General features: G+C 34.9%; 15 protein-coding genes and 1 other RNA gene. All 16 read right to left on the reverse strand.

What is annotated here, in order from left to right:
* Window positions 1–18 precede the first annotated feature (18 nt).
* Entirely contained in the window at window positions 19–1,365 is a 1,347-nt protein-coding gene (rimO, locus tag P6940_RS02400; protein ID WP_038151733.1) for a 30S ribosomal protein S12 methylthiotransferase RimO, read from the reverse strand.
* A gap of 1 nt (window position 1,366) precedes the next feature.
* On the reverse strand, window positions 1,367–2,404 hold the full coding sequence (locus P6940_RS02405; RefSeq protein WP_277293096.1) for an ABC transporter substrate-binding protein: 1,038 nt from the start codon (window positions 2,402–2,404) through the stop codon (window positions 1,367–1,369).
* Between the two features lie 219 nt (window positions 2,405–2,623).
* Window positions 2,624–4,570, reverse strand: coding sequence for a YgiQ family radical SAM protein (locus P6940_RS02410; protein ID WP_277293097.1), 1,947 nt, complete (start codon window positions 4,568–4,570; stop codon window positions 2,624–2,626).
* Between the two features lie 41 nt (window positions 4,571–4,611).
* Window positions 4,612–5,052 (reverse strand): helix-turn-helix domain-containing protein, encoded by a 441-nt coding sequence (locus P6940_RS02415; protein WP_028257104.1) that lies wholly within the window; start codon window positions 5,050–5,052, stop codon window positions 4,612–4,614.
* A gap of 55 nt (window positions 5,053–5,107) precedes the next feature.
* Window positions 5,108–8,029 (reverse strand): FtsK/SpoIIIE family DNA translocase, encoded by a 2,922-nt coding sequence (locus P6940_RS02420; RefSeq protein WP_277293098.1) that lies wholly within the window; start codon window positions 8,027–8,029, stop codon window positions 5,108–5,110.
* Window positions 8,030–8,442: 413 nt separating this feature from the next.
* Entirely contained in the window at window positions 8,443–9,753 is a 1,311-nt protein-coding gene (locus P6940_RS02425) for a replication-associated recombination protein A (protein WP_277293099.1), read from the reverse strand.
* 251 nt (window positions 9,754–10,004) lie between these two features.
* A non-coding RNA gene (ssrS, locus tag P6940_RS02430) (6S RNA) lies at window positions 10,005–10,177 on the reverse strand.
* 379 nt (window positions 10,178–10,556) lie between these two features.
* Window positions 10,557–12,356: an aspartate--tRNA ligase gene (aspS, locus tag P6940_RS02435; RefSeq protein WP_277293100.1), complete on the reverse strand. Its 1,800-nt coding sequence runs from the start codon at window positions 12,354–12,356 to the stop codon at window positions 10,557–10,559.
* A gap of 4 nt (window positions 12,357–12,360) precedes the next feature.
* Window positions 12,361–13,635, reverse strand: coding sequence for a histidine--tRNA ligase (gene hisS / locus P6940_RS02440; RefSeq protein ID WP_277293101.1), 1,275 nt, complete (start codon window positions 13,633–13,635; stop codon window positions 12,361–12,363).
* A gap of 1 nt (window position 13,636) precedes the next feature.
* Window positions 13,637–15,088: a coproporphyrinogen dehydrogenase HemZ gene (gene hemZ, locus P6940_RS02445; RefSeq protein WP_277293102.1), complete on the reverse strand. Its 1,452-nt coding sequence runs from the start codon at window positions 15,086–15,088 to the stop codon at window positions 13,637–13,639.
* Complete coding sequence (locus tag P6940_RS02450) at window positions 15,081–15,572, reverse strand: Fur family transcriptional regulator (RefSeq protein WP_028257110.1); 492 nt, start codon at window positions 15,570–15,572, stop codon at window positions 15,081–15,083. The genes hemZ and P6940_RS02450 overlap by 8 nt, the downstream gene beginning before the upstream one ends.
* Window position 15,573: 1 nt before the next feature.
* Window positions 15,574–16,638, reverse strand: coding sequence for an AI-2E family transporter (locus tag P6940_RS02455; RefSeq protein ID WP_028257111.1), 1,065 nt, complete (start codon window positions 16,636–16,638; stop codon window positions 15,574–15,576).
* 11 nt (window positions 16,639–16,649) lie between these two features.
* A complete protein-coding gene (locus P6940_RS02460; protein WP_277293103.1) occupies window positions 16,650–17,276 on the reverse strand; it encodes an MBL fold metallo-hydrolase in 627 nt (208 codons plus the stop codon).
* 28 nt (window positions 17,277–17,304) lie between these two features.
* Window positions 17,305–17,754 carry a D-aminoacyl-tRNA deacylase gene (dtd, locus tag P6940_RS02465; protein WP_028257113.1) on the reverse strand — a complete coding sequence of 150 codons (450 nt, stop codon included), beginning with the start codon at window positions 17,752–17,754 and terminating at the stop codon, window positions 17,305–17,307.
* The gene (locus tag P6940_RS02470) at window positions 17,754–19,991 is read right to left on the reverse strand and encodes a RelA/SpoT family protein (protein WP_277293104.1); all 2,238 of its coding nucleotides are present in this window, start codon (window positions 19,989–19,991) and stop codon (window positions 17,754–17,756) included. Before P6940_RS02470 ends, dtd begins: the two co-directional genes overlap by 1 nt.
* On the reverse strand, window positions 19,978–21,993 hold the full coding sequence (gene recJ / locus P6940_RS02475; RefSeq protein ID WP_277293105.1) for a single-stranded-DNA-specific exonuclease RecJ: 2,016 nt from the start codon (window positions 21,991–21,993) through the stop codon (window positions 19,978–19,980). Before recJ ends, P6940_RS02470 begins: the two co-directional genes overlap by 14 nt.
* Window positions 21,994–22,249: the final 256 nt, after the last annotated feature.

A 22,249-nucleotide genomic window follows, 5' to 3' on the forward strand; every position in this document is an offset into this window, starting at 1 on the left:
CATCACATCCTTTAGTATTTAGTCCATTAGATTACACACTACATCATAGGCAAAGCCTTGTTCAATTTTTACATTACATATTGTGCCTGGCGTTAAATTTTCACAATTTTCAATATACATGTTACCATCGACATCAGGTGCCTGTGTTTCTAATCGACCTTTCGCCAAGAAAGTACCATCATCTGATGGTTCGATGGTTTCTATCATCGCTTGACATACTACCCCTTCTAAAGCCTTATTATTTTCTTCAGAAATAGCCGCCTGTATTGCCATTAATGTATGATAACGGTCTTCTTTAATCGACTCAGGTACTTGGTCATGTCTAGCGCCTGCAATAGTTCCCTCCTCTTGTGAGTATGTAAAAACACCCATATTATCAAATTTAATACGTTTTACAAAATCACATAACTCATCGAATTGCTCATCCGTTTCACCAGGAAAACCTACTATAATAGATGTGCGCAATGTAATATGCTTAGGTTGGTTTCTAATTTTTTTTAGTAATGTTTCTATATCATGACGACTATCTTTCCTATTCATTTGTCGTAATATATCATCATTAATATGCTGCAATGGAATATCAATATAATTACAAATTTTAGGTTCAGAAACAATGAAATCCAGTAATTCATCTGTAAAAAACTGAGGATATAAATATAATAATCGATACCACTCAATACCATCAATTTTTACTAATTCTTTAAGTAATCTAGTTAGTAATGGTTTACCATCGTCACTTAAATCGATACCGTAATGTGTTGTATCTTGGGCAATTAAAACAATCTCTTTGACACCCATAGAGGCTAGTTTTTTGACTTCCCCAACAATGGAATCAATCGTACGACTTCGAAATGGACCACGAACTTTAGGAATGATACAAAATGTGCATCCATTATTACAACCTTCAGCAATCTTGACATAGGCGCTATAAGTCGGTGTTGTTTGCATACGTGGCATACGTTCATCATACATATTAGTAATGTTATCCATAATACAAATACGATTACCCGCTTCAATTGCCTCTACAGCTTGCATAATTCGATCCCATGCACCAGTACCAATAAGGGCATCAATCTCCGGTATTTCTGTAAAAAGTTCCTCTTGGTATTGTTGGCTCAAACAGCCTGCCACTATTAAACCTTTACAATGTCCCCTTTGCTTGTATTGAGCCGCTTCTAAGATCGTATTAATCGACTCTTCCTTTGCCTTTTCAATAAAAGTACAAGTATTAATAATAATAAGGTCTGCATTGCTTAGATCCTCAGTAATTATATATCCTGCATCATTTAATTTTCCCAACATAATTTCTGTATCGACTAAGTTTTTAGCACATCCAAGGCTAATATATCCTAATTGTTTTTCCATTCTAATCCTTTCTAAATCGCACTTGACTAATCCACGCATCTAATAATTCTTTTTTTCCTTCACTTGTATAATGACCACTTACAGGAAGCAGTACTAATTCATGTCCCAAAGAATCAACTGGCAATGGCATTTCTGGATTTGTAAAACAAAATTTAAAATTATTGTCATTTAAAAGTTGTGCTGTTTGTTTAGATAATAACCAATTAATACATTCCATAGCTAATTCTTTATTTTTAGTAGTATGTAATACACCGGCACCTGTTAATGTGTAAGGACTTCCATCTTTAGGAAAAATAATTTTTACCGGATAATTATGCATCATGTACTGATTCCCATCTGAATAATTTCCTATACCAATATCTGTTTCTCCTAATGAAGCCAATCGCACTGGTGTCGTCAAAAATTTAGAATGTTGAATTACATGTGTTTTTAGTCTTATAAAATAATCAATAGCTTCTTCTTTTCCATAAATTTCAACAAAATTATACAGAATAGTAGCGGCACTACGTGATGCTACAAAATCAGTTAGAATCACTTTCCAATCACCTGGTTTTGCTAATGTGGACCAAGTAGTTACATATTTACCTTCTCTTTGGTAGAAAGCGTTACTTTGTGCAAATATAACAGGATCATACCAAACTCCAACCCATTGACCATCTGTATTTTTAAATCTATCAGCTACTTCATCAATTCCTTCAGAAATAACTGGAGTAAATTGATGCGATTTAACACCTAATTCTAAATTGTCTTGACTGGTAATTACTATATCACCAGATTGATCAGCCATAGCAGACGATAGACGTTTACTCATTTGTTCTTCTGTTAAGGGTAAAATAGTTAACTTTATGTTTTTTTCCTTCATATATTCATCGGCCAAGACAGATGTAATTTGATTTGGTATATCAGTGTAAACTATTAATTCACCTTTTTGGGGCGATATAATATCTTCTTCTTGCCGCTGTTGAGCCATAATGATTCCGCCCACTAACACTCCTAATACAAATACTAGTAAGATACACGGCGCAAGCCATCGTTTCATAGATTTTTCTCCTTAATAATTGTATTCCACAGAACAACTGAGATTCCTACTTGTTACACTAGTAGGATATCGGTATCTGATACAACATAGTACCATAACATAGTATATACTACTAAAATAGATTCATAGATACACACCTATAGAAAAAAGCACAACTGATTGGCGAAATTACACTGATTGCAAGTCGCTTTGCTAAAAGTACTTTTCTATTAAGTCATTTTAGGATATGTTGCAATTCGATTTACTATGCCTTGTAGCATATATAGCTCTATGTTTTTGTGATACAGATACATTATCATGAGATATATTTTTTTTATTAGGTCCTCGTCTAGTATGACCATATGTCTTCTTGTGAATAGTAGTTGACTTTCCTTTTATAGGGCGTGGTGGGATTAAACACTTTGCTCCAAAGCCAATTAAATCTTTTCTTCCTGCAATTAGCAATGCCTCTTTTACTAACTCATAGTTTTCAATATTCTTATATTGCATCAATGCTCGTTGCATTGCTTTATCTCGTGCTTTTTTAGCCACATATATTGATTCGCCTGTTAGGGGATTCATACCTGTATAATACATACAGGTAGATAAACTACCTGGTGTAGGAATAAAATCTTGTACCTGCTCAGGGTACATATGCTCATCACGTAAAAATTCTGCTAATTCAATAGCATCAACTAATTCACATCCAGGATGAGAACTCATAAAATAAGGTACTAAATATTGTTTTTTACCTAATTCACGATTCGCTCGTTCAAAATATGATTTAAACTGCAAAAATTCTTTTTTACCTGCTTTTCCCATAATCGTAGTGACACGATCAGAAATATGTTCTGGCGCCACCTTTAATTGTCCACTTACATGATATTGACATAACTCTTTAATAAAGGCCTTATTATTATCTGCCAGTACATAATCATATCTCAAACCAGATCGAACAAATACTTTTTTCACGCCTTTTAGTTTTCGAAGTTTGCGGAGTAACGCTATATAATCATCATGATTGGTATCTAACTTAGGACATGGTATAGGCGCTGCACAAGTTTTACCTTTACAGGCTCCTACTTTAGCTTGCTTTGGACATGCTATATGTCTAAAGTTTGCTGTAGGACCACCTACATCATGGATGTACCCTTTAAAGTCTTTCATAGCAATCATAACTTTAGCTTCTTCTAATAATGAAGCGTGACTTCGATTTTGGATAATTCTTCCTTGATGATTTGTAATAGCACAAAAAGAACAACTTCCAAAACAACCACGTTGGCTTACGAGACTGAATTGCACTTCTTTAAGTGCTGGCACATCCCCAAGTTTATCGTATTTAGGATGCCAAGTTCTAGTAAATGGCAATGCATATAATTGATCCATTTCCTGCTCTGATAATGGTAATGCTGGAGGATTTTGTATCACATAACGATCACCGTGTTTCTGTACAATTGTTGCTCCATAGTACGGATCTTGCTCGTCATATTGAACTTTAAAAGCTTTGCTAAAAGATTGTTTATCTTTCTTTACCATTTCAAATGAGGGGCACTCTACAACTCTTCCTGAAGGAATTGTTTTATCTATATAACAAATTCCACGAATAGACGGTAGTTGCCTTTCTAAAGAACCTTGATCTAAGGCTTTCGCCAATTCGCCAATTTGCTTTTCACCCATACCATATACTAATACATCGGCTTTAGCATCATGTAAAATAGAGCGACGCACTGTATCAGACCAATAATCATAATGCGCAAAACGTCGTAAACTAGCTTCAATACCTCCAATAATAATTGGTACATCACTATAAGCTTCTTTCATACGATTAGCATAGACTAATGTCGCTCTATCAGGCCGTTTGCCCGACTGTCCACCTGGAGAATAATCATCGTTACTGCGTTTTTTCTTAGCTGCTGTAAATTTGTTAAGCATAGAATCTAAATTACCTGCTGTAACTAATGAAGCCAAGCGCGGTTTACCTAATTTTTTAAAAGCATTTAAATCATTCCAATCAGGTTGTGCAATAATACCAATACGATATCCTTTAGCTTCTAAATAGCGTCCAATTAGAGCAGGTGCAAAGGAAGGATGGTCAACATACGCATCGCCACTAATCAATACAAAATCTAGCTCTGCCCAACCTAGCGCGTCCATTTCCCATCGTTCAGTAATTAAAAATTTTCCCATCCACCAATGACTCCTTAACTCTAATTAACTGTAGTATAAATTTATAATATGAGCAACCACACAAAGAATATTACAATAAGAATTACAATCATCGTTACCAATATTCGTTCTTGTATAATTGTTTTTTCTCGTTTTCGTTGACGTGTTTCTATAGATATTTTTTGTATCTTATCTGTATTCATTAATCTTTGAGAATTAGTAGTTTTTTTTAACTTACTTTTACTAGTTCGTACAACGAAAGCACGATCTTCTCCAATATGATCCTTATAGGTCAATACTAATCCTTGACCATCTAACCCAAGAAAGTTGCCATAGTTTCTAATGAATCCTTTTACATATACATGTCCAGGAATAACTTCATAATTATCTTCTTCCAGTGCTTCTAAATAGGCAGCTCGAATATGTAATGATTGTTCAATTTCTTGTAAGGTCAATCCTTTCCTAGCTCTTTCTCGGCGTAATGTCTCTCCAATCGTCGCCATATATTATCGTAAGATAGCTGATTTATAGCTACCATACGCTCCTTTCTGTATCTATTTATTCTTTAGTATGCTGCGAGAAATATGTGTCTATAACCTCCTCTTTAGACATCAAAATATCTCGTGCTTTACTTCCATTATTAGGACCTACAATTTTTAATTCTTCCATCGTATCAACTAAACGTGCTGCCCGACTATATCCAATTCTAAATCTCCGTTGCAACATAGATACTGATGCTTGCCCTGAATCAAGGACTAAATTAACTGCACGTTCAAATAGTTCATCTTGCATATCATCTTTTAGTTTAGAGTCTTCTTTACTATCATCCTCTTCATCTTCTACAATCGTTTCATCATAAGAAGGGGATCCCTGCTCTTTCACAAAATCTACTAGTTGTTCTACTTCATCATCGGAAATAAAACATCCCTGAATACGAACTGGCTTATTAGCTCCAATAGGTGCAAATAGCATGTCGCCTTTTCCCAATAGTTTTTCGGCACCAGCCATATCTAAAATTGTACGAGAATCAATTTGTGTAGCTACAGCAAAGGAAATCCTACTTGGTACATTTGCTTTAATTGTACCAGTAATAACATTTACTGATGGACGTTGTGTAGCTAATACCATATGTAGGCCTGCAGCACGAGCCATCTGTGCTAACCGACTAATAGACTCTTCAATATCTGCTGGAGCTGTCATCATCAAATCTGCTAATTCATCAATGATAATTACAATCAAAGGCATCGCAGTTTTAGGATGTAATTCATTATATCGTTTAATATCTCGTACACCGGTAGCCGCAAATGTACGATATCTTGCTTCCATTTCCCGAACAGCCCAACGTAAGGCCGTGGCGGCTTTTTTCATATCTGTAACAACAGGAAGCATCAAATGAGGTATTCCATTATAGGTGGACAATTCAACCATTTTAGGATCAATTAATATAAGTTTTACCTCTTCTGGTTTGCGGCTAAAAAGGATACTTGCAATTAAGGTATTAATACATACTGATTTTCCTGAACCCGTAGATCCAGCTACTAATAAATGTGGCATTTTAGCTAAATCAGTAATAATAGGTGTTCCTGCTATATCTTTACCTAATCCTACAGGAATTCCACCACTAGCATGTGAAAAGTCATCGCAGTCTAGTACATCACGCAAGTGGACAGCGGAAATTTTCCGATTAGGTACTTCAATACCTATAGCGGACTTACCTGGAATAGGGGCTTCCATACGAATATCAGCGGCGGCTAAACTCAACTTAATATCATCGGTTAAATTAACAATTTTACTTACTTTCGTCCCTGGTGCAGGTTCTAACTCATAACGAGTGACGGCAGGTCCTTTTGTTGCATTAGCTACACGTGCCGTAATACCAAAACTTTTTAATGTAGTTTCTAATACTTCTGCATTATGAGCTACTTCTTCATTATCGACTTCATTGAGAGTTCCTTTGGCTAACATATCTAATCGCGGAAAACGATATGGCTCTAAACTTCGAACGCGAGCAATACCATCTGTTTCTACAGCTACAGCCGCTGTGTCTTCTTTAGCACCTTCTGAAGATGGAACTGTTAGATGATTAGTATTTGCCGTATTACCACTAACATCATCAGTTATGCATGTACCTATAGAAGATGCTGTAACCATTTGTGCTACTCGCCTAGCCGCTTCATGCTTATTAGGAAGATGTTCTCCTATTGCCTTTCCTGTAGTAGCATCATTTTTATCGAACTCATCCAAAGAATTAGATATAATATTTTTTTTAGAATCACTTATCTCATCTTCTATTGTAGTGGGAGATAGCGATTTCTTTGCATCAAGATTAGTTATTTCTAATTCTGGTGCTACCTTTTTTGTTTCTTGCTCCTCTACTACAGATTCTGTTCCACCTATACTTATTTCTCCTGGTGGAATACTAGTAGAATCGACTTTATCACCAACTGTAGATGAAGAAGAATTTGTGCTGTCTAGCGCATTTACTTCTACTGCATTATGGATATGATTATCAGAATGCTCATCTTTAGAAATGCAATTTTCTGATGTAATATCTGTATTAGCATAATTACCAATTGCTGTAGCTGCTGTAGATAACGCATGAGCGGTTATTCCTGCTACTTTAGATACAAGAGTATGATTATTTGATAGCACGTCCTTACTATCTTCTACTGGTAAGGAACTTGTATCGGAATCACTGGCACTTGCACCATGTACGGATTGTTCATCTTTTGTTTGACCTATAGCCTCTGTAGTTTTTAAAAAACGCGTATCTTCTTCTCGATTATAGGCTTTTCGCGTTTCGTGCATAACCTTACGCTGTTCTTGCCAATCCGAAATTTGCATACGCACGGTTCCTGCTTTTTCCGTAGCTACTTCTCTAACGGTTTCAATGCCCACTTGTGTTTTATCTTTTGCATGATGTAGCCCTTTACTAAGTGACATGCGACTAATGACAAGCCCGCAGGAAAGTAATAAAGCGATTGTAACTATAATACTACCTATATCGCCTACTATACTATGAAGAAAAGCCGCTATGAGTCCGCCTATAAATCCGCCAGAATTGATAGCATGAGTGGCAATTAACTCTGATCCACTCGATACTTTAATCATAGTGATTAATGCTAAAATTAAGAAATAGGTAGCGCACCATACTATGCCTCGTTTTGTAATGGTGAACCATTTTCCTATATAAATTTGACGAATACCAATCCATAATAAGCTTAAACAAGGCACAATAGCACCATAACCAAACCCGTATTCAAATAGTTCTGTCAATATATTGCCGCCTAGGCCAACTGAACCACCAAACAGGCCCAATAAACCTATAAGAGCAATAACAACAACAATTAATCCTTTTATTTCTTTTTTTTGTGAAACAGACTCTTTTCTTTGCGATGAATTTCCTTTTGCCCGAGAATTTGATTTCACACGTTTTACTATTCTCTTTTTTCTAACTTTTCCTTGTTTAGACTCTGTCATAAATACTGCAACCCATTCTATATATTATAATTCATTATAAAACTTCATATCACTTAATTATATCATAAAAGTATAGTTTATATCACGACATATTCAACTATTTACACAGCATCGATAGTAGTCAACTAGTAGTTAACTAGCTTACTTAACTGCATACCATATAGTAATGATGTATCCACTCACTATACCAATAGATTGCTAATCTCTACAAACGAACTTTGAAAACTAATCATATATGCTAGGCTATCTCTTGCTGCATCTTAGCTATATAGTCTATCGATTTATATAATTATTACTGTACAGTACTATGTACCATTTCGTTTGTTAGCTCATAGTTTTACATACATGCTCATAGAGTTACATTCCCTATTACTGTATATAAATATGTATTATTAGTATATTAGAAGACTGTATTATGAATTACTTTCTTTTCGTCGTTTTTGTAAATCAGAAAGCAATTCTTTTTCTTGACCATGTTGACTTCCTTCATAATAAGTAGCACCTATAAGTTGAGTTGGCAAATATTGTTGCTTCACATAACCATCCACATAATCATGAGGGTATTTATAAGTAATACCATGTTCGAGTAATTTAGCTCCACCATAATGACTATCTTTTAAATGATTAGGTACAACACCGCAATTTTTATGTCGTACATCAGCGATAGCTTTATCGATTCCTTTATAAGCACTATTGCTTTTGGGAGCTAACGCTACATACAAAGCTGCTTCCGACAATATAATTCGAGCCTCTGGAAAACCTACTAAATGAGATGCCTGCGCTGCAGCATTAGCAATAACTAAGGCTTGTGGATCTGCTAACCCCACATCTTCTGCAGCACAAATTAGGATACGTCTAGCTATAAAATTGGGATCCTCACCAGCTTCAATCATTCGTGCCAAATAATGTAACGTAGCATGTGGATCCGATCCACGCATGCTTTTTATAAATGCTGAAATCGTGTCGTAATGATTATCCCCATGTTTGTCATATCTATAAATTCGTCGTCCCCATATTCTATCTAAGCTATCTAATGTTAATGAACTTCCATCCTCTAACATAGCTACTGCTTGTTCTAAAATATTTAATGCCATTCGTGCATCACCATTAACGAATTGTGCTAACGTTTGTAATGTATCATCATTAGCTGTGATATGTTTTTTCCCTAACCCTATTTCCGAATTAGATAATGCTCGTTTTAATATTTGTACTATGGCTATAGGCTCTAGTTCCTCTAACGTAATTAAGCGCAACCGAGATAATAATGGCCGATTGACTTCAAAAAATGGATTTTCTGTAGTTGCACCAATTAAGATAACTGTTCCATCTTCTACACAAGGTAATAAAACATCTTGCTGGCTTTTATTAAAACGATGAATTTCATCTAAAAATAAAATTGTTCTTTGTTGAAAGCTACGAATATATTTAGTAGCTTCTTCGATAGTATGTCTAATTTCTCCAATACCAGCATTTGTCGCATTTAATGCAACAAATCGACTATGTGTTAATTTTGCAATAATCGTCGCTAACGTTGTTTTACCAGTGCCACATGGTCCATATAACAATAATGAAGGTATTCTATCTTCTTCTATCATAGCACGTAAAAAAGAACCCTTCCCCACGGCTTTTTCTTGCCCATAAAATTGATCTAATGTAGTTGGTCTCATACGAACCGCTAGTGGTTTATATGCTGTTACCTCTAACTCGTCAAATAGGCTATCCATTAGTATCTCCTTTGTGAATATCTACTTTCTATTATCCTTTAAAAATTTAATGTGAAATTATACTCATTGATGTCACTGTAAAAGTACACTATAACATAAGCAATTACAAGGTATTTATTATATCTACTAGTAAATATCTAATCAATACATAGTTCATCATAAAAGTAAAATAATCTGTAGTAGTCAGACAGTTATCATACCGACTCCTAGAGATGTATGTAAAAAGAATATAAAAAAACCGCCTAAAGGCGGTTAACCCCACCATGCCGTAAAAATATCGCGTTTTGATCCTGCAATGGCAGGTGGGTGTCCTCCTCAAAACATTGCATACCTAATAAGGTTTCGCGCCGAGTTGAGAGTAAAAACTCCCAAAGTTTGAATGTTGGCTCAAAACTGCGATATCACACGCACACAGCAGGGATATCTTCTGTCATTATCTTATCAAAAATACAAATAATTTTCAAGTATACTCAAACTTTATTTATAAAGATAGCGATGGGGAAAATATAATTTTTAATTCACTTATTATATTCTGAATAGTATCTACTAGTATAGTAGTAATAATTTACAGTTATTTCCATTTTTTCCTCTATCAAAACTAACATTATATAATGTTCATCTAGCATAGTTTCTTTTACTTACAAAAAATGCATGTTCTTATCATATGTCGATTCTTATTTAATTATGTTCCTCTATAGGTGTTATAGTTCCTAATACATAGTATTGTTGCATAAAAAACTACTCCCTTGCAGTCTAATTAGTTTGCAAAGGAGTAGTTTCCAACTTTTACTTTTGTATAATAGTTATACTAATCGTTCTTTTTCTTCTGTCGCTGGTTTAATATGTAATTCCTTCAATTGTTTAGTATCGACAGTAGATGGTGCTTGGCACATAATATCAGAGGCACTTTGTGTTTTAGGGAATGCAATCACATCGCGAATGGATTGTCGATTAGCCATAAGCATAACGAGTCGATCAAGGCCAAACGCACAACCTGCATGAGGTGGTGCTCCATATTTAAAGGCATCTAACATAAATCCAAATTTAGCTTGACTTTCTTCATCAGTTAAACCGATGGCATTAAATACTTTTTCTTGCACGGTTGATTGATATATACGTTGCGATCCACCGCCAATTTCAACACCGTTTAATACCATATCATACGCAATGGCCTTAACAGATCCTGGATCAGTAGCAAGTAGTTCAAGATCTTCTTCACGCGGCATAGTAAATGGATGATGCATAGCTACATAGCGTTTTTCATCTTCGTTATATTCAAACATTGGGAAATCTGTAACCCAAGTAAAAGCAAGTTTATTGTCATCAATCATGCCTGTACGTCGAGCCATTTCTAAGCGTAATTCGCCTAATGCACGAGCTACTGTAGCTTTTTTATCAGCAATCATCATAACTAAATCGCCTAATTTAGCTCCAGCCTTATCAGCAATCGCACGAACTGTATCTTCTCCAATAAATTTCATAACTTGAGATTTGATAGTACCATCTTCATTCATACAAGCCCACGCTAATCCTTTAGCACCGTATCGACCTACATAATTGGTTAAATCATCAATTTCTCTTCTAGGAATAGTAGCTTGTCCAGGGACTACAATAGCTTTTACCTGTCCACCGTTATCTACTACGGAACGGAACACTTTAAATTCTGTGTCCTTTACTAAATCGGTTACATCCGTAAAGGCCATATCAAATCGTAAATCCGGTTTATCAGAACCATATTTATCCATAGCTTCATCCCATGTAATGCGTGGCATCGGCAATTGAATTTCTTTTCCTAATGTTGTACGGAATACATGTGCTACCATTTGTTCCATCATTTGCAATAGATCTTCTTGTTCCACAAAACTCATTTCAATATCAAGTTGTGTAAATTCTGGTTGGCGATCTGCACGTAAATCTTCATCACGGAAACAACGAACAATTTGAAAATATTTTTCATAGCCTGCTACCATCAATATTTGTTTAAAAATTTGTGGTGACTGTGGCAATGCATAGAATGTACCAGGATTAACACGAGATGGTACTAAATAATCACGTGCGCCTTCAGGTGTACTTTTTGTCAACATTGGTGTTTCGATTTCTAAGAAATCATGTTGATCAAAAAAGTCACGCATTGCTTTTGTTACTTTATGTCTTAGGATTAAATTTCGCTGCATTTCTGGTCGACGCAAATCAAGATAGCGATATTTTAAGCGAATATTTTCATCTACGTCGATATCATCTTGAATATAAAATGGTGGTGTTTTAGCTACATTCAATACACGCATTTCTTCTACATACATTTCGTATTTACCAGTCGGAATGTTAGGATTGATTGCTTCTTTATCACGTTCAGTTACTGTACCACGTACGCAAAGCACATATTCATTACGTACATCTTCTGCTTTATGAAATGATTCTATATTATGATCAGGAGAGGCTACAACTTGTACCATACCCGAGCGATCACGTAAATCTATAAAAATCAATCCACCGTGATCTCGACGGCGTTCAACCCAACCACAAAGGACGACTTCTTTTCCTTTATGCGCTTCACCAATTGTGCCACACCCATCTGTACGGTGTAAACCTTTCATTGTTTCCATTATATTAACATCCTTTCACCATTGAAATGACTCGCATAGCTACCTCTGTTAATGGCACTGTTTCTTGTTCTCCAGTTTCCATGTAACGAATAATTGCTTCTCGGCGAGCTAATTCATCATCACCCAATATAATAACATATTTTGCATGAATTTTGTTAGCATATTTTAATTGAGATTTCATACTTTTGTTTTGTCCATCCACTTCAGCACTACAATAGGCACTGCGAATCACTTGTAGTACTTTGAAGGCTTCAATTTGTGCTCTCTCACCTAATGCTACAATAAATACTGATGGATCTATAGTTGTTTCAGGCAATAGATTCTGTTTTTCTAGAGTTAATAGCACTCGTTCCATCCCCATGGCGAATCCTATAGCAGGAGTAGCTGGTCCGCCTAGTTCTTCAACTAGACCATCATAACGTCCACCACCTGCAATTGCACTTTGTGCACCTAATGGGGCGTATTGAACTTCAAAAGCAGTTTTCGTATAATAATCTAATCCTCGTACTAAGCGTGGGTTTACATGAAAATCTACATGAGCCGCTGTTAAATATGCTTTTACCTGTTCGAAATGATCCTTGCATTCATCACATAAATGTTCATGAATGGCAGGAGCACCTATTGACAATTCTTTGCAAGTTTCCTCTTTGCAGTCAAGAATTCGTAAAGGATTTTTATATAATCTAGATAAACAATCTGGACATAACTTATCTTTTTTTGATTCAAAAAAGGAGATTAATTTTTTGCGATATTCTGGACGACAGTTAGGACATCCTACTGAATTTAATTCTACCTGTAAATCTTCTAAGCCAAAATCCTTAAAGAGCTGTAATATCATACAAATAATTTCACTATCTGCTAATGGTGAAGGATTTCCCAGTAATTCTGCACCAAATTGATGAAATTGACGATATCGTCCAGCTTGTGGCTTATCATGGCGGAACATAGGTCCTATATAAAACCATTTCGTAATATTTTCTTTTCCATATATTTTATTTTCTAAGTAAGCCCGTACAGCTGATGCGGTATTTTCTGGGCGCAATGTATATGTCTGCTCTTTTTTATCGCCTGTAGGAAAACTATACATTTCTTTTGAAACTACATCTGTTGTTTCCCCGATACCTCTCAAAAAAAGAGACGTTTCTTCAAAAATTGGTGTTCGAATTTCATTAAATCCATAAGACTTACAAATATTTCTCATACGAGCTTCTATATAATTCCAATTGCCAATTTGTTCTGGCAAAAAATCTTGTGTTCCTCTAGGCTTTTGAATTGCCACTTTACACAACCTCCCAAAACTTTTTAGATAAAGATTCTCGTTTATTTAATAATGTACCTAGTGTGCTAATATATACATTCACATCTTTTGGCATATGTTGCTTTTGTTGACGATAATCTGGCCCACGCATCCATTTTGACGAACTACCTGGGCCTATCGATAAAACAGGTTGCCGTTCTTCCATTATGTGAATATTATAAATACATTCTTTATTAGGTAACGTATATCCTATATTTTCCATTTGCCCCGTCATATATTGTTGTCGGTATAAATAATATGGAATATAACCTTCTGTTTGAAGGCGCTCTTTCGTGTAAGCTACCATTTCCTTAACCAACATTTCACTAGGCATGTCCGTCCTTCCTATACCATTGTATAAAGGACTTCCTTTTTTTAATGCTAACGTATGAATTGTAACATTTTCAGGGTGTACCTTACAAATATAATCTATATTTTCTATCATATGTTGCATAGTTTGTGTGGGTAAACCGGCAATAAAGTCCATATTAATAGAAAATGTAGTATGATTGCGTATATATGTATATAAAGATGTAATCGATGAAACTGTATGTCCACGACCAATTATTTTTAAAATAGAATCTTGCAAACTCTGCGGATTAATACTCACACGATTTACACCACATCGTTGCATATCCATGATTTTCCTTTTAGTGATAGAATCCGGTCTTCCTGCTTCTATAGTATACTCACAATCATTAGTCGCTAGTGATGTAAAAGACTGCAAAATCTCACAAAATGTATCTTCGTCCAAGCTAGTAGGTGTACCACCGCCCATATAAAGGGCAGGAATGTCTAATTGATACCTTTCTATCAACGACTTCATATGTTCTATATCATCTATAAAAGATTTTTTAAAATTCTGTATATGCGGATAATCTTGAATGAGTCCATAAGGAAAGGAACAATATGTACATCGTGTTTGACAGAAAGGAATACCTCCATATATTGCTACTCGTTTATCATTAGAAGATTCTTGCTCAATATATGGCCTTTGATAATGTGCTATAGAAGCTAATAAATCTAACTTTTCATCACTAATGAAGAATTCCTCTTTTAACCGTTTATGTGTTTCTTCTATTGAACATGTATCTAAATATTTATGGTACAACTTAGTAGGTCTAACACCAACTAGAGTCCCCCACTCGCTATGGATATCTAGTCCCTGATATGCTCGTAAATACAATAATAATGCTTGACCCAATTTACGTCGACCTAATGCAGTGAACTCATCCACGAATACTTTTGTATGCGTAAGATACGTATGCGTATCATCTAGAATGTCTATTTTTAACGTATATTGATTATTTAGTTCTTCGCCAGTAATAATAACTTGTGGAGATTCTTTATTAGAAAATAGACCAGCAGCACCACAATTATGAGCCACTACCGAACCTAGCGGTAGTGGCCCCTCATAATGATATCCATTAAGCATGACGATGTGTTTGTCTTTCTAACGCTTCTCGCTCTTCTTCACTCATTTTTTCTTGGCATTCACTACAGTAGCCATAGACTTTTAACTGATGGTCAATGGTGCGGAAATTTAATTTTTTGGCAATAATAGACTCTAATGTTTCTAACATATCATCTTCAAATTCTTTTACACACCCACATTTCACACAAATTAAATGATGATGAAAATGTGCAAATTCTTCATCATTTAATTCATAGCGATTACGTCCATCTCCAAAATCAAGACGTTTCAATAGATCTAGCTCCGTAAACAAATCAAGAGTACGATAAATAGTAGCAAGTCCAATATCAGGAGCAACCGCTTTCACTAGTCCGTACACATCTTCTGCACTTAAATGATTTTCCTCTGCGTCAATAAATGCTTGTAAAATAGTTTGCCGTTGCGTAGTCAACTTATATTTTTTATCTTTAATACGTTCTTTCAATTTTTCTAATGTGGAATTCATATTAGTCACCATCCTTATAATAATTGTTAAAATACCATAATCTATCTAAAATAATTTGCAAAATAGCTGTAATTGGTACAGCAACCATCATCCCTATCATACCGTAAAAAGTGCCACCAATAAAAATAGCAGAAATGATAACCAATGGGTGCAACTTTATCACATGACCTAATACTTTAGGCATAGTAATTTGTCCATCAATTAGTTGAATCACTAAATATACAATAGCTACTTTCAATGCTAACGAACCACTTACTAAGGAAGCTAGTATAATTGCTGGCACGGCACTGATAAAAGGTCCGATAATAGGAAGCCACTCGGCTAAAGAAGCTAATAAAGCTAATACAAAAGGATATGGTAAATTAAATATATACGCCACTATTAGAACGATGACAAACATATTCGTTGCTAATAACAATTGTCCTCGTAAATAACCACCCACTGTACGATGGATTTGATTACTAATTTCTCGTATATACGTTGCATTTGGTTCTGGAAAAATACGAATGACTTTTTCTTGTAACTTACGACCATCCTTTAATAAATAAAATGTAATAATTGGCACTAATAATAACTCCAGTAATGTTCCTGCCAAAGAAAACACTGCTGACACACCTTGTTGAACTAATTCAACACCATAATTACTTACTTTTGCAATCGCCATTGACAGAAGTGTATTCATCTGGGATGGCATAATTTGGTATTCTTCATATAATGGAATCGATTGTATGACTAATACAAATTGTTGCAATAAAAATGGTAAATTATAAACTAATCTTGAAAATTCGGTTAAAAAAGGTGTTACTACTAAATTAATACTAATGACGATAAGTAACGCTACTAATAAAAAAGCTGGCAGAATAGCTAATGTACGAGGAAACGATGTCCACCCAACTTTTTTTCTCATAAAATATTGTAATCCATTCACAATTGGCAATAAAAGTAAAGCCAGCACGAATGATACAAGAAATGGTAACACAATAGGACCCAATAGAGCTAATATGCTTATAGCAATGACTAATAATATCAATCGCAACCAATATTGTAATGACTTATTATATAGCAATCTATCACCACCTAACCAATAAATGGATTTGATTTTTTCTCATATCCGATAGTGGTCTCTGGGCCATGTCCTGGATAGACAATCGTATCATCTGGCAGGTTCATTAATTTGGTCTGTATGGATACTATTAAATCATCAAACGATCCATATGGGAAATCAGTACGACCTACAGAATCTCTAAATAAAGTATCCCCTGCAAATAAAATACCATCCATATAAAAGGAAATGCCTCCAGGTGTATGCCCTGGCGTTTCAATAACCTTTATCGGCACTTGTTCATAAGAAATAGTATCTCCTTCTATAACTTCATGTATAGTTCCATGAACTTGTATGTCTAATCCCTGAAAAGCACTTAGATTCAATTCAGAATCTGTAAGAAAGGGTACTTCTTTTGGATGCATATAAATAGGTATGTTATAGGTATCAACTAACTCTTGAACTGCACCAATATGATCACTATGTCCATGAGTTAATAATATAGCTTGTGGTTCTAGTTGTCTATGGTTTAATTCAGCAAGTAGTTCTTTTCCCTGTGCACCTGGATCAACAAGGAAGATTTTTTTATTATCCGTATTACCGATGATGTAACAATTTGTTTGGTATGCACCTAAGGGAATCTTCAACAATGTAAGTTTCAAATTATCACCTCCTAGATAAAATATGATATTAGAATATTTTTTTACTATCAACTAAAATCGTCACAGGTCCATCATTAGTTAACTCTACCATCATATGAGATTGAAATGTACCTGTAGCAATAGTAATTCCTAATAATCTACATTGATTTACTACATATTCATACAGTAACTGCGCCTGTTCTGGACTGGCTGCTTCTGTAAAACTCGGTCGCCTTCCATGGCGTACATCACCATATAATGTAAATTGTGACACTAGTAAGATGTCCCCTTTTTTATCTATGATAGATTCATTCATTTTTCCCATCGCATCCTCAAAAATACGAAGGTGTGAAATTTTATCAACTATATAATTGGCGTCACTTTCAGTATCATCTTTACTAATGCCAAGAAATACAAGTAATCCTTCTTTTACCTTCCCTACTTCTATAGCATCTACCGAAACAGAAGCGCTCGTAACTCTTTGTACTACAGCTCTCATTAAGCACCTCCACTAGCTCTTCGCACTGCATATACGTCTCGAATGCGTCTCAGTTTAGTCATAACGAAATCTAATTGTAATAAATCCTTAATATCAATGACTAAACTAATATTTACGTTTTTAGTATCTTCTTCCACTTTTGCATTAATTGTTACTATATTAATTTTCAATTCTGATAAAACTGCCATGATTTCCATCAACATACCATTTCTATCGTAAGCTTGAATTTCAATGCTAACATGAAAGATTTCACTAGTATCTGTATCCCATGAGACTTCAATCATTCGATCTAGTTCTTCCTTACTATGTCCAATATTCGAGCAATCTGCACGATGAATAGAAATACCTCGACCACGTGTAATATAACCTATAATATCATCACCTGGTACTGGATTACAGCACTGAGCCATTCTCACCATTACATCTCGTTCACCTTTTACTAAAATTCCACTAGTATTCTTAGATTTTCTAGGTGCATGTGCCCGTAATTTTTCTATAATCGCTTCCGTAGAACGTTTTGATTCTTCTTTTTCGGTATCTCGTTTTAATAATTCCCCTAACTTAACGAGCACTGTACTCAGCGGTATACCACCATACCCACAAGCAGCTAGGAGTTCATCTTCTCCACCTACATTAAGCGCATTACAAACTGATTCTATATATTCTTGTTTGTACAAAGCTTTCCAATCATAATTAAGTCGCTTAGCCTCTTTTTCAAGAGCTTCTAACCCTTTTTCAATATTTTCTTCTTTGTTTTCTCGTTTAAACCAATTTTTAATTTTATTTTTACTTTCACTAGAGCCTACAATATTTAACCAATCCAAACTTGGCTTTCCGTTTTTAGAAGTAATAATCTCAACAATATCGCCATTCTTTAATGTGTAATCTAATGGTACGATTTTTCCGTTAATCTTAGCACCCACACATTGATGTCCAACATCGGTATGAACACGATAGGCAAAATCAAGTGGCACTGATCCAATTGGTAATTTTACCACATCTCCCTTAGGGGTAAAGACAAACACTTCTCCTGTAAAAGCATCTAGTTTTAATGCATTCACAAGTTCTTTAGGGTTAGTAGTATCTTGCCATTCTAGAATTTGTCGTAACCATGCTACTTTCTGATCAAAATCTTTATCTCCATTTTTATTGCCTTCTTTATATCGCCAATGGGCTGCTACCCCGTATTCAGATACGCGATGCATTTCCCACGTGCGGATTTGAATTTCTACAGGATGTCCTAATGAACCAATGACCGTTGTATGTAACGATTGATACATATTTGACTTTGGCATAGCAATATAATCTTTAAAACGATGAGGAAGCGGTTTCCACAAACTATGTGCAATGCCAAGCACTGCATAACACTGTGGAATCGTATCTACAATAACGCGAACTGCATATAAGTCATAAATTTGTGATAAATCACGATTATCTTTTTTCATTTTTTTATAGATACTATAAAAATGTTTTGGACGACCTTTTACATTAGCAGTAATGCCAGCATCACTTAAGGCTTTACTCAGTTGATTCATAGTATCATTCACAATATCTTCACGGGCTTGTCGTTTTTGTTGCATTTGTTCAACTAAATCATAGTATTTATCTGGTTCTAAATATCGGAATGATAAATCTTCTAGTTCCCATTTAATATTGAATATACCTAATCTATGAGCAAGAGGTGCAAAAATTTCCAGTGTTTCTTTAGCAATACGTTTTTGTTTATCACTACGCATGTGCTTTAATGTGCGCATATTATGCAATCTATCAGCTAGCTTAATGACTACTACACGTACATCTTTTGCCATAGCCAAAATCATCTTTCGATAATTTTCCATTTGTTGCTCTTCTTTAGTATGATACTGAAACTGATTTAATTTTGTAACACCATCAACTAAAAACGCCACTTCCTCACCAAATAAAGATTTAATATCCTCAGTTGTATAGGTTGTATCCTCAACCACATCATGTAACAAAGCTGCAATTAATGTGGTGTCATCAATTTGTAAATGAGCTAAAATAGTCGCTACTGCCAATGGATGCATAATATAGGGTTCCCCAGATACACGAAATTGTGTAGCATGTGCCTTGTCTGCCAACTCAAAAGCTCGTATAATTTCTTTACATTGATTCGCTGGTAAATATGATTTTACCAAGGTCATAAAATTATCTAATTCTTGTTCTTTATGAAAAGTTTCATTTTCTACTAAAACTTTGCCTTCTTCATTTTCTTTCATATACATCCTCCTGAGAGCTGTATTTCAAAAAGGTTAAAGATGTTACTAAGTCCAATTTTCCCTGTGCTTGATACCATTTATACAACAGTAGTCCATCTTCTGATGTTTCTTCCTTTAATATACCTAATTCTTTAAAAACTTCTAATGCTAATAAACTGGACTTTGCTCTCTGACAAGTACTATATTTATGAACTATTTCCGTTTCTAATACATATTTAGGTACTTCACCGTTTTTACAAATATGTCTAACAAATACATATATATCTCTCAGTCCTTCAACCGTCAATGTAATGGGTTCTGTATGTATCACTTCAATATCTTGTATCATTAATTGAGGTGTCACATATCCTTGCCATTCATTTTTTTGTAATGAAAACGCCACATTCACAGTATCACCTGGAACAATATGTGAGTGATAATAATCGGCATTCCATGCAATAGCATCTAACGTTCCATTAGTAGTTTCTAATACGATTTTACAATGATTTTTTTGTTTTCCCATTAGCAATACATCTTTTACAATGGCCTGACTAACAGAAAATATCGGTGTTCGATTGCCTATACCATATGGTTCTAATGTAGACACTTGGTCAATAATAGACACATCTATATCTTGAATGGGTAGCTCTAAGTCAATATCGAGCACTGGGATATAATCAGTTTTCTTTAATACTTTATGACAATACTCGGTTAGACGAGAACGTAATAGGGGAATATTTTCTTCTTTAATGCTAAATCCTGCCGCCATATTATGGCCACCAAATTGAATTAATAAATCATCTGCATATTGTAGCGCCTCATATATATTGAAACTATCAATACTACGACAAGATCCTTTTCCAATACCATCATGTACACTAATTACTAACGTTGGTTTATAATATTCTTCAACTAGCCTTGAAGCCACAATACCAATGACTCCTGGATGCCAGCCTTCTCCTGCTACTACAATCACATAATCTGCCAAAGGCCCTTGATTAACGACATCATCTCGAGCCATATCATGAATAGAGTGTTCTAATTCTTGTCGCTCTAAATTAGTAAGTTGCAACTCTTCTGCAATCATCAACGCTTTATCAGAATCAGTCTCTATCAACAACTCAACCGCTCTAGTAGCATGTGTAACACGTCCAGCTGCATTTAACCGTGGTGCTAAGGAAAACGCGATTTGGCCGGATGTAATTGATTTTCCCGTCAATCCAGCCACATCGATTAATGCTTTAAGTCCTTCATTAGGTAGCATAGCCATTTTTGTAAGTCCTCGTGCTACATATGCTCTATTTTCTCCAACAAGAGGTACCATGTCAGCAACGGTTCCTAATGCAACGATATCTAAATCATCAAAATACCATTCCCCTGTACGCTTTAACCAAATTGCTTGGCATACTTTAAAAGCTACTCCAACACCAGATAAATTTTTATCTGGATAGTCACAATCTAATTGCTTATGGTTAATAACAGCTGTTGCTCGTGGTACACATTCTGGCACTAAATGGTGATCTGTAATAATTATAGATATCTTATCTCGCACAGCTTCCACTATATCATAAGAACTAATACCACAATCAACAGTAATAATTAGCTTAGTCCCTTTGTCAATGATTGTCTCCAAGGCTTCTAAATTAAGTCCATATCCTTCACTTTGTCGCTCTGGTATATAATAAGTAACATTGGCGCCCAATTTTTTTAAGAAACGATATAACAGTGAAGTAGCTGTAATACCATCTACATCATAATCACCATAAATTACAATTGGTTCATGATTCGTTAACCTATATTCTATTTCTTCTACCGCGTTTATCATGTCCTTTAAAAGAAATGGATCATAGGGTTCAATGGAAGGTCCACTTAAAAATTTTTTTGCTTCCTCTAAGTCCGTAATGTTACGATTCATCATTAACCGAGCCACTACTGATGAAACGCCTAATTCATGTATTAAATTATATTCTTTATGGCTATCGACTTTATTAATACGCCATCGTTTAGTTCTTATATCTTTCATAGTGCCATCTCAACCATATAGTAATTTCATCAATGTATTATCATTATCATTTTTATTTATTATACACTATCTTTAGCTAGAATAAAATATATATCTATGATAAATTTCAAGAAACTACGGGAAAATATAGGAATTTAATAAATAATAACTATTAATAAACTATGATGGTTTGAAATCATTAAATCTAGATATGGAACTTCTATACATAAAAGTAAACTAAATCAAATTTATATGGCACTACATTATTATTTGTAAT

It is taken from the genome of Veillonella montpellierensis, assembly GCF_947090115.1.
Classification (GTDB): Bacteria; Bacillota; Negativicutes; order Veillonellales; family Veillonellaceae; genus Veillonella; species Veillonella montpellierensis.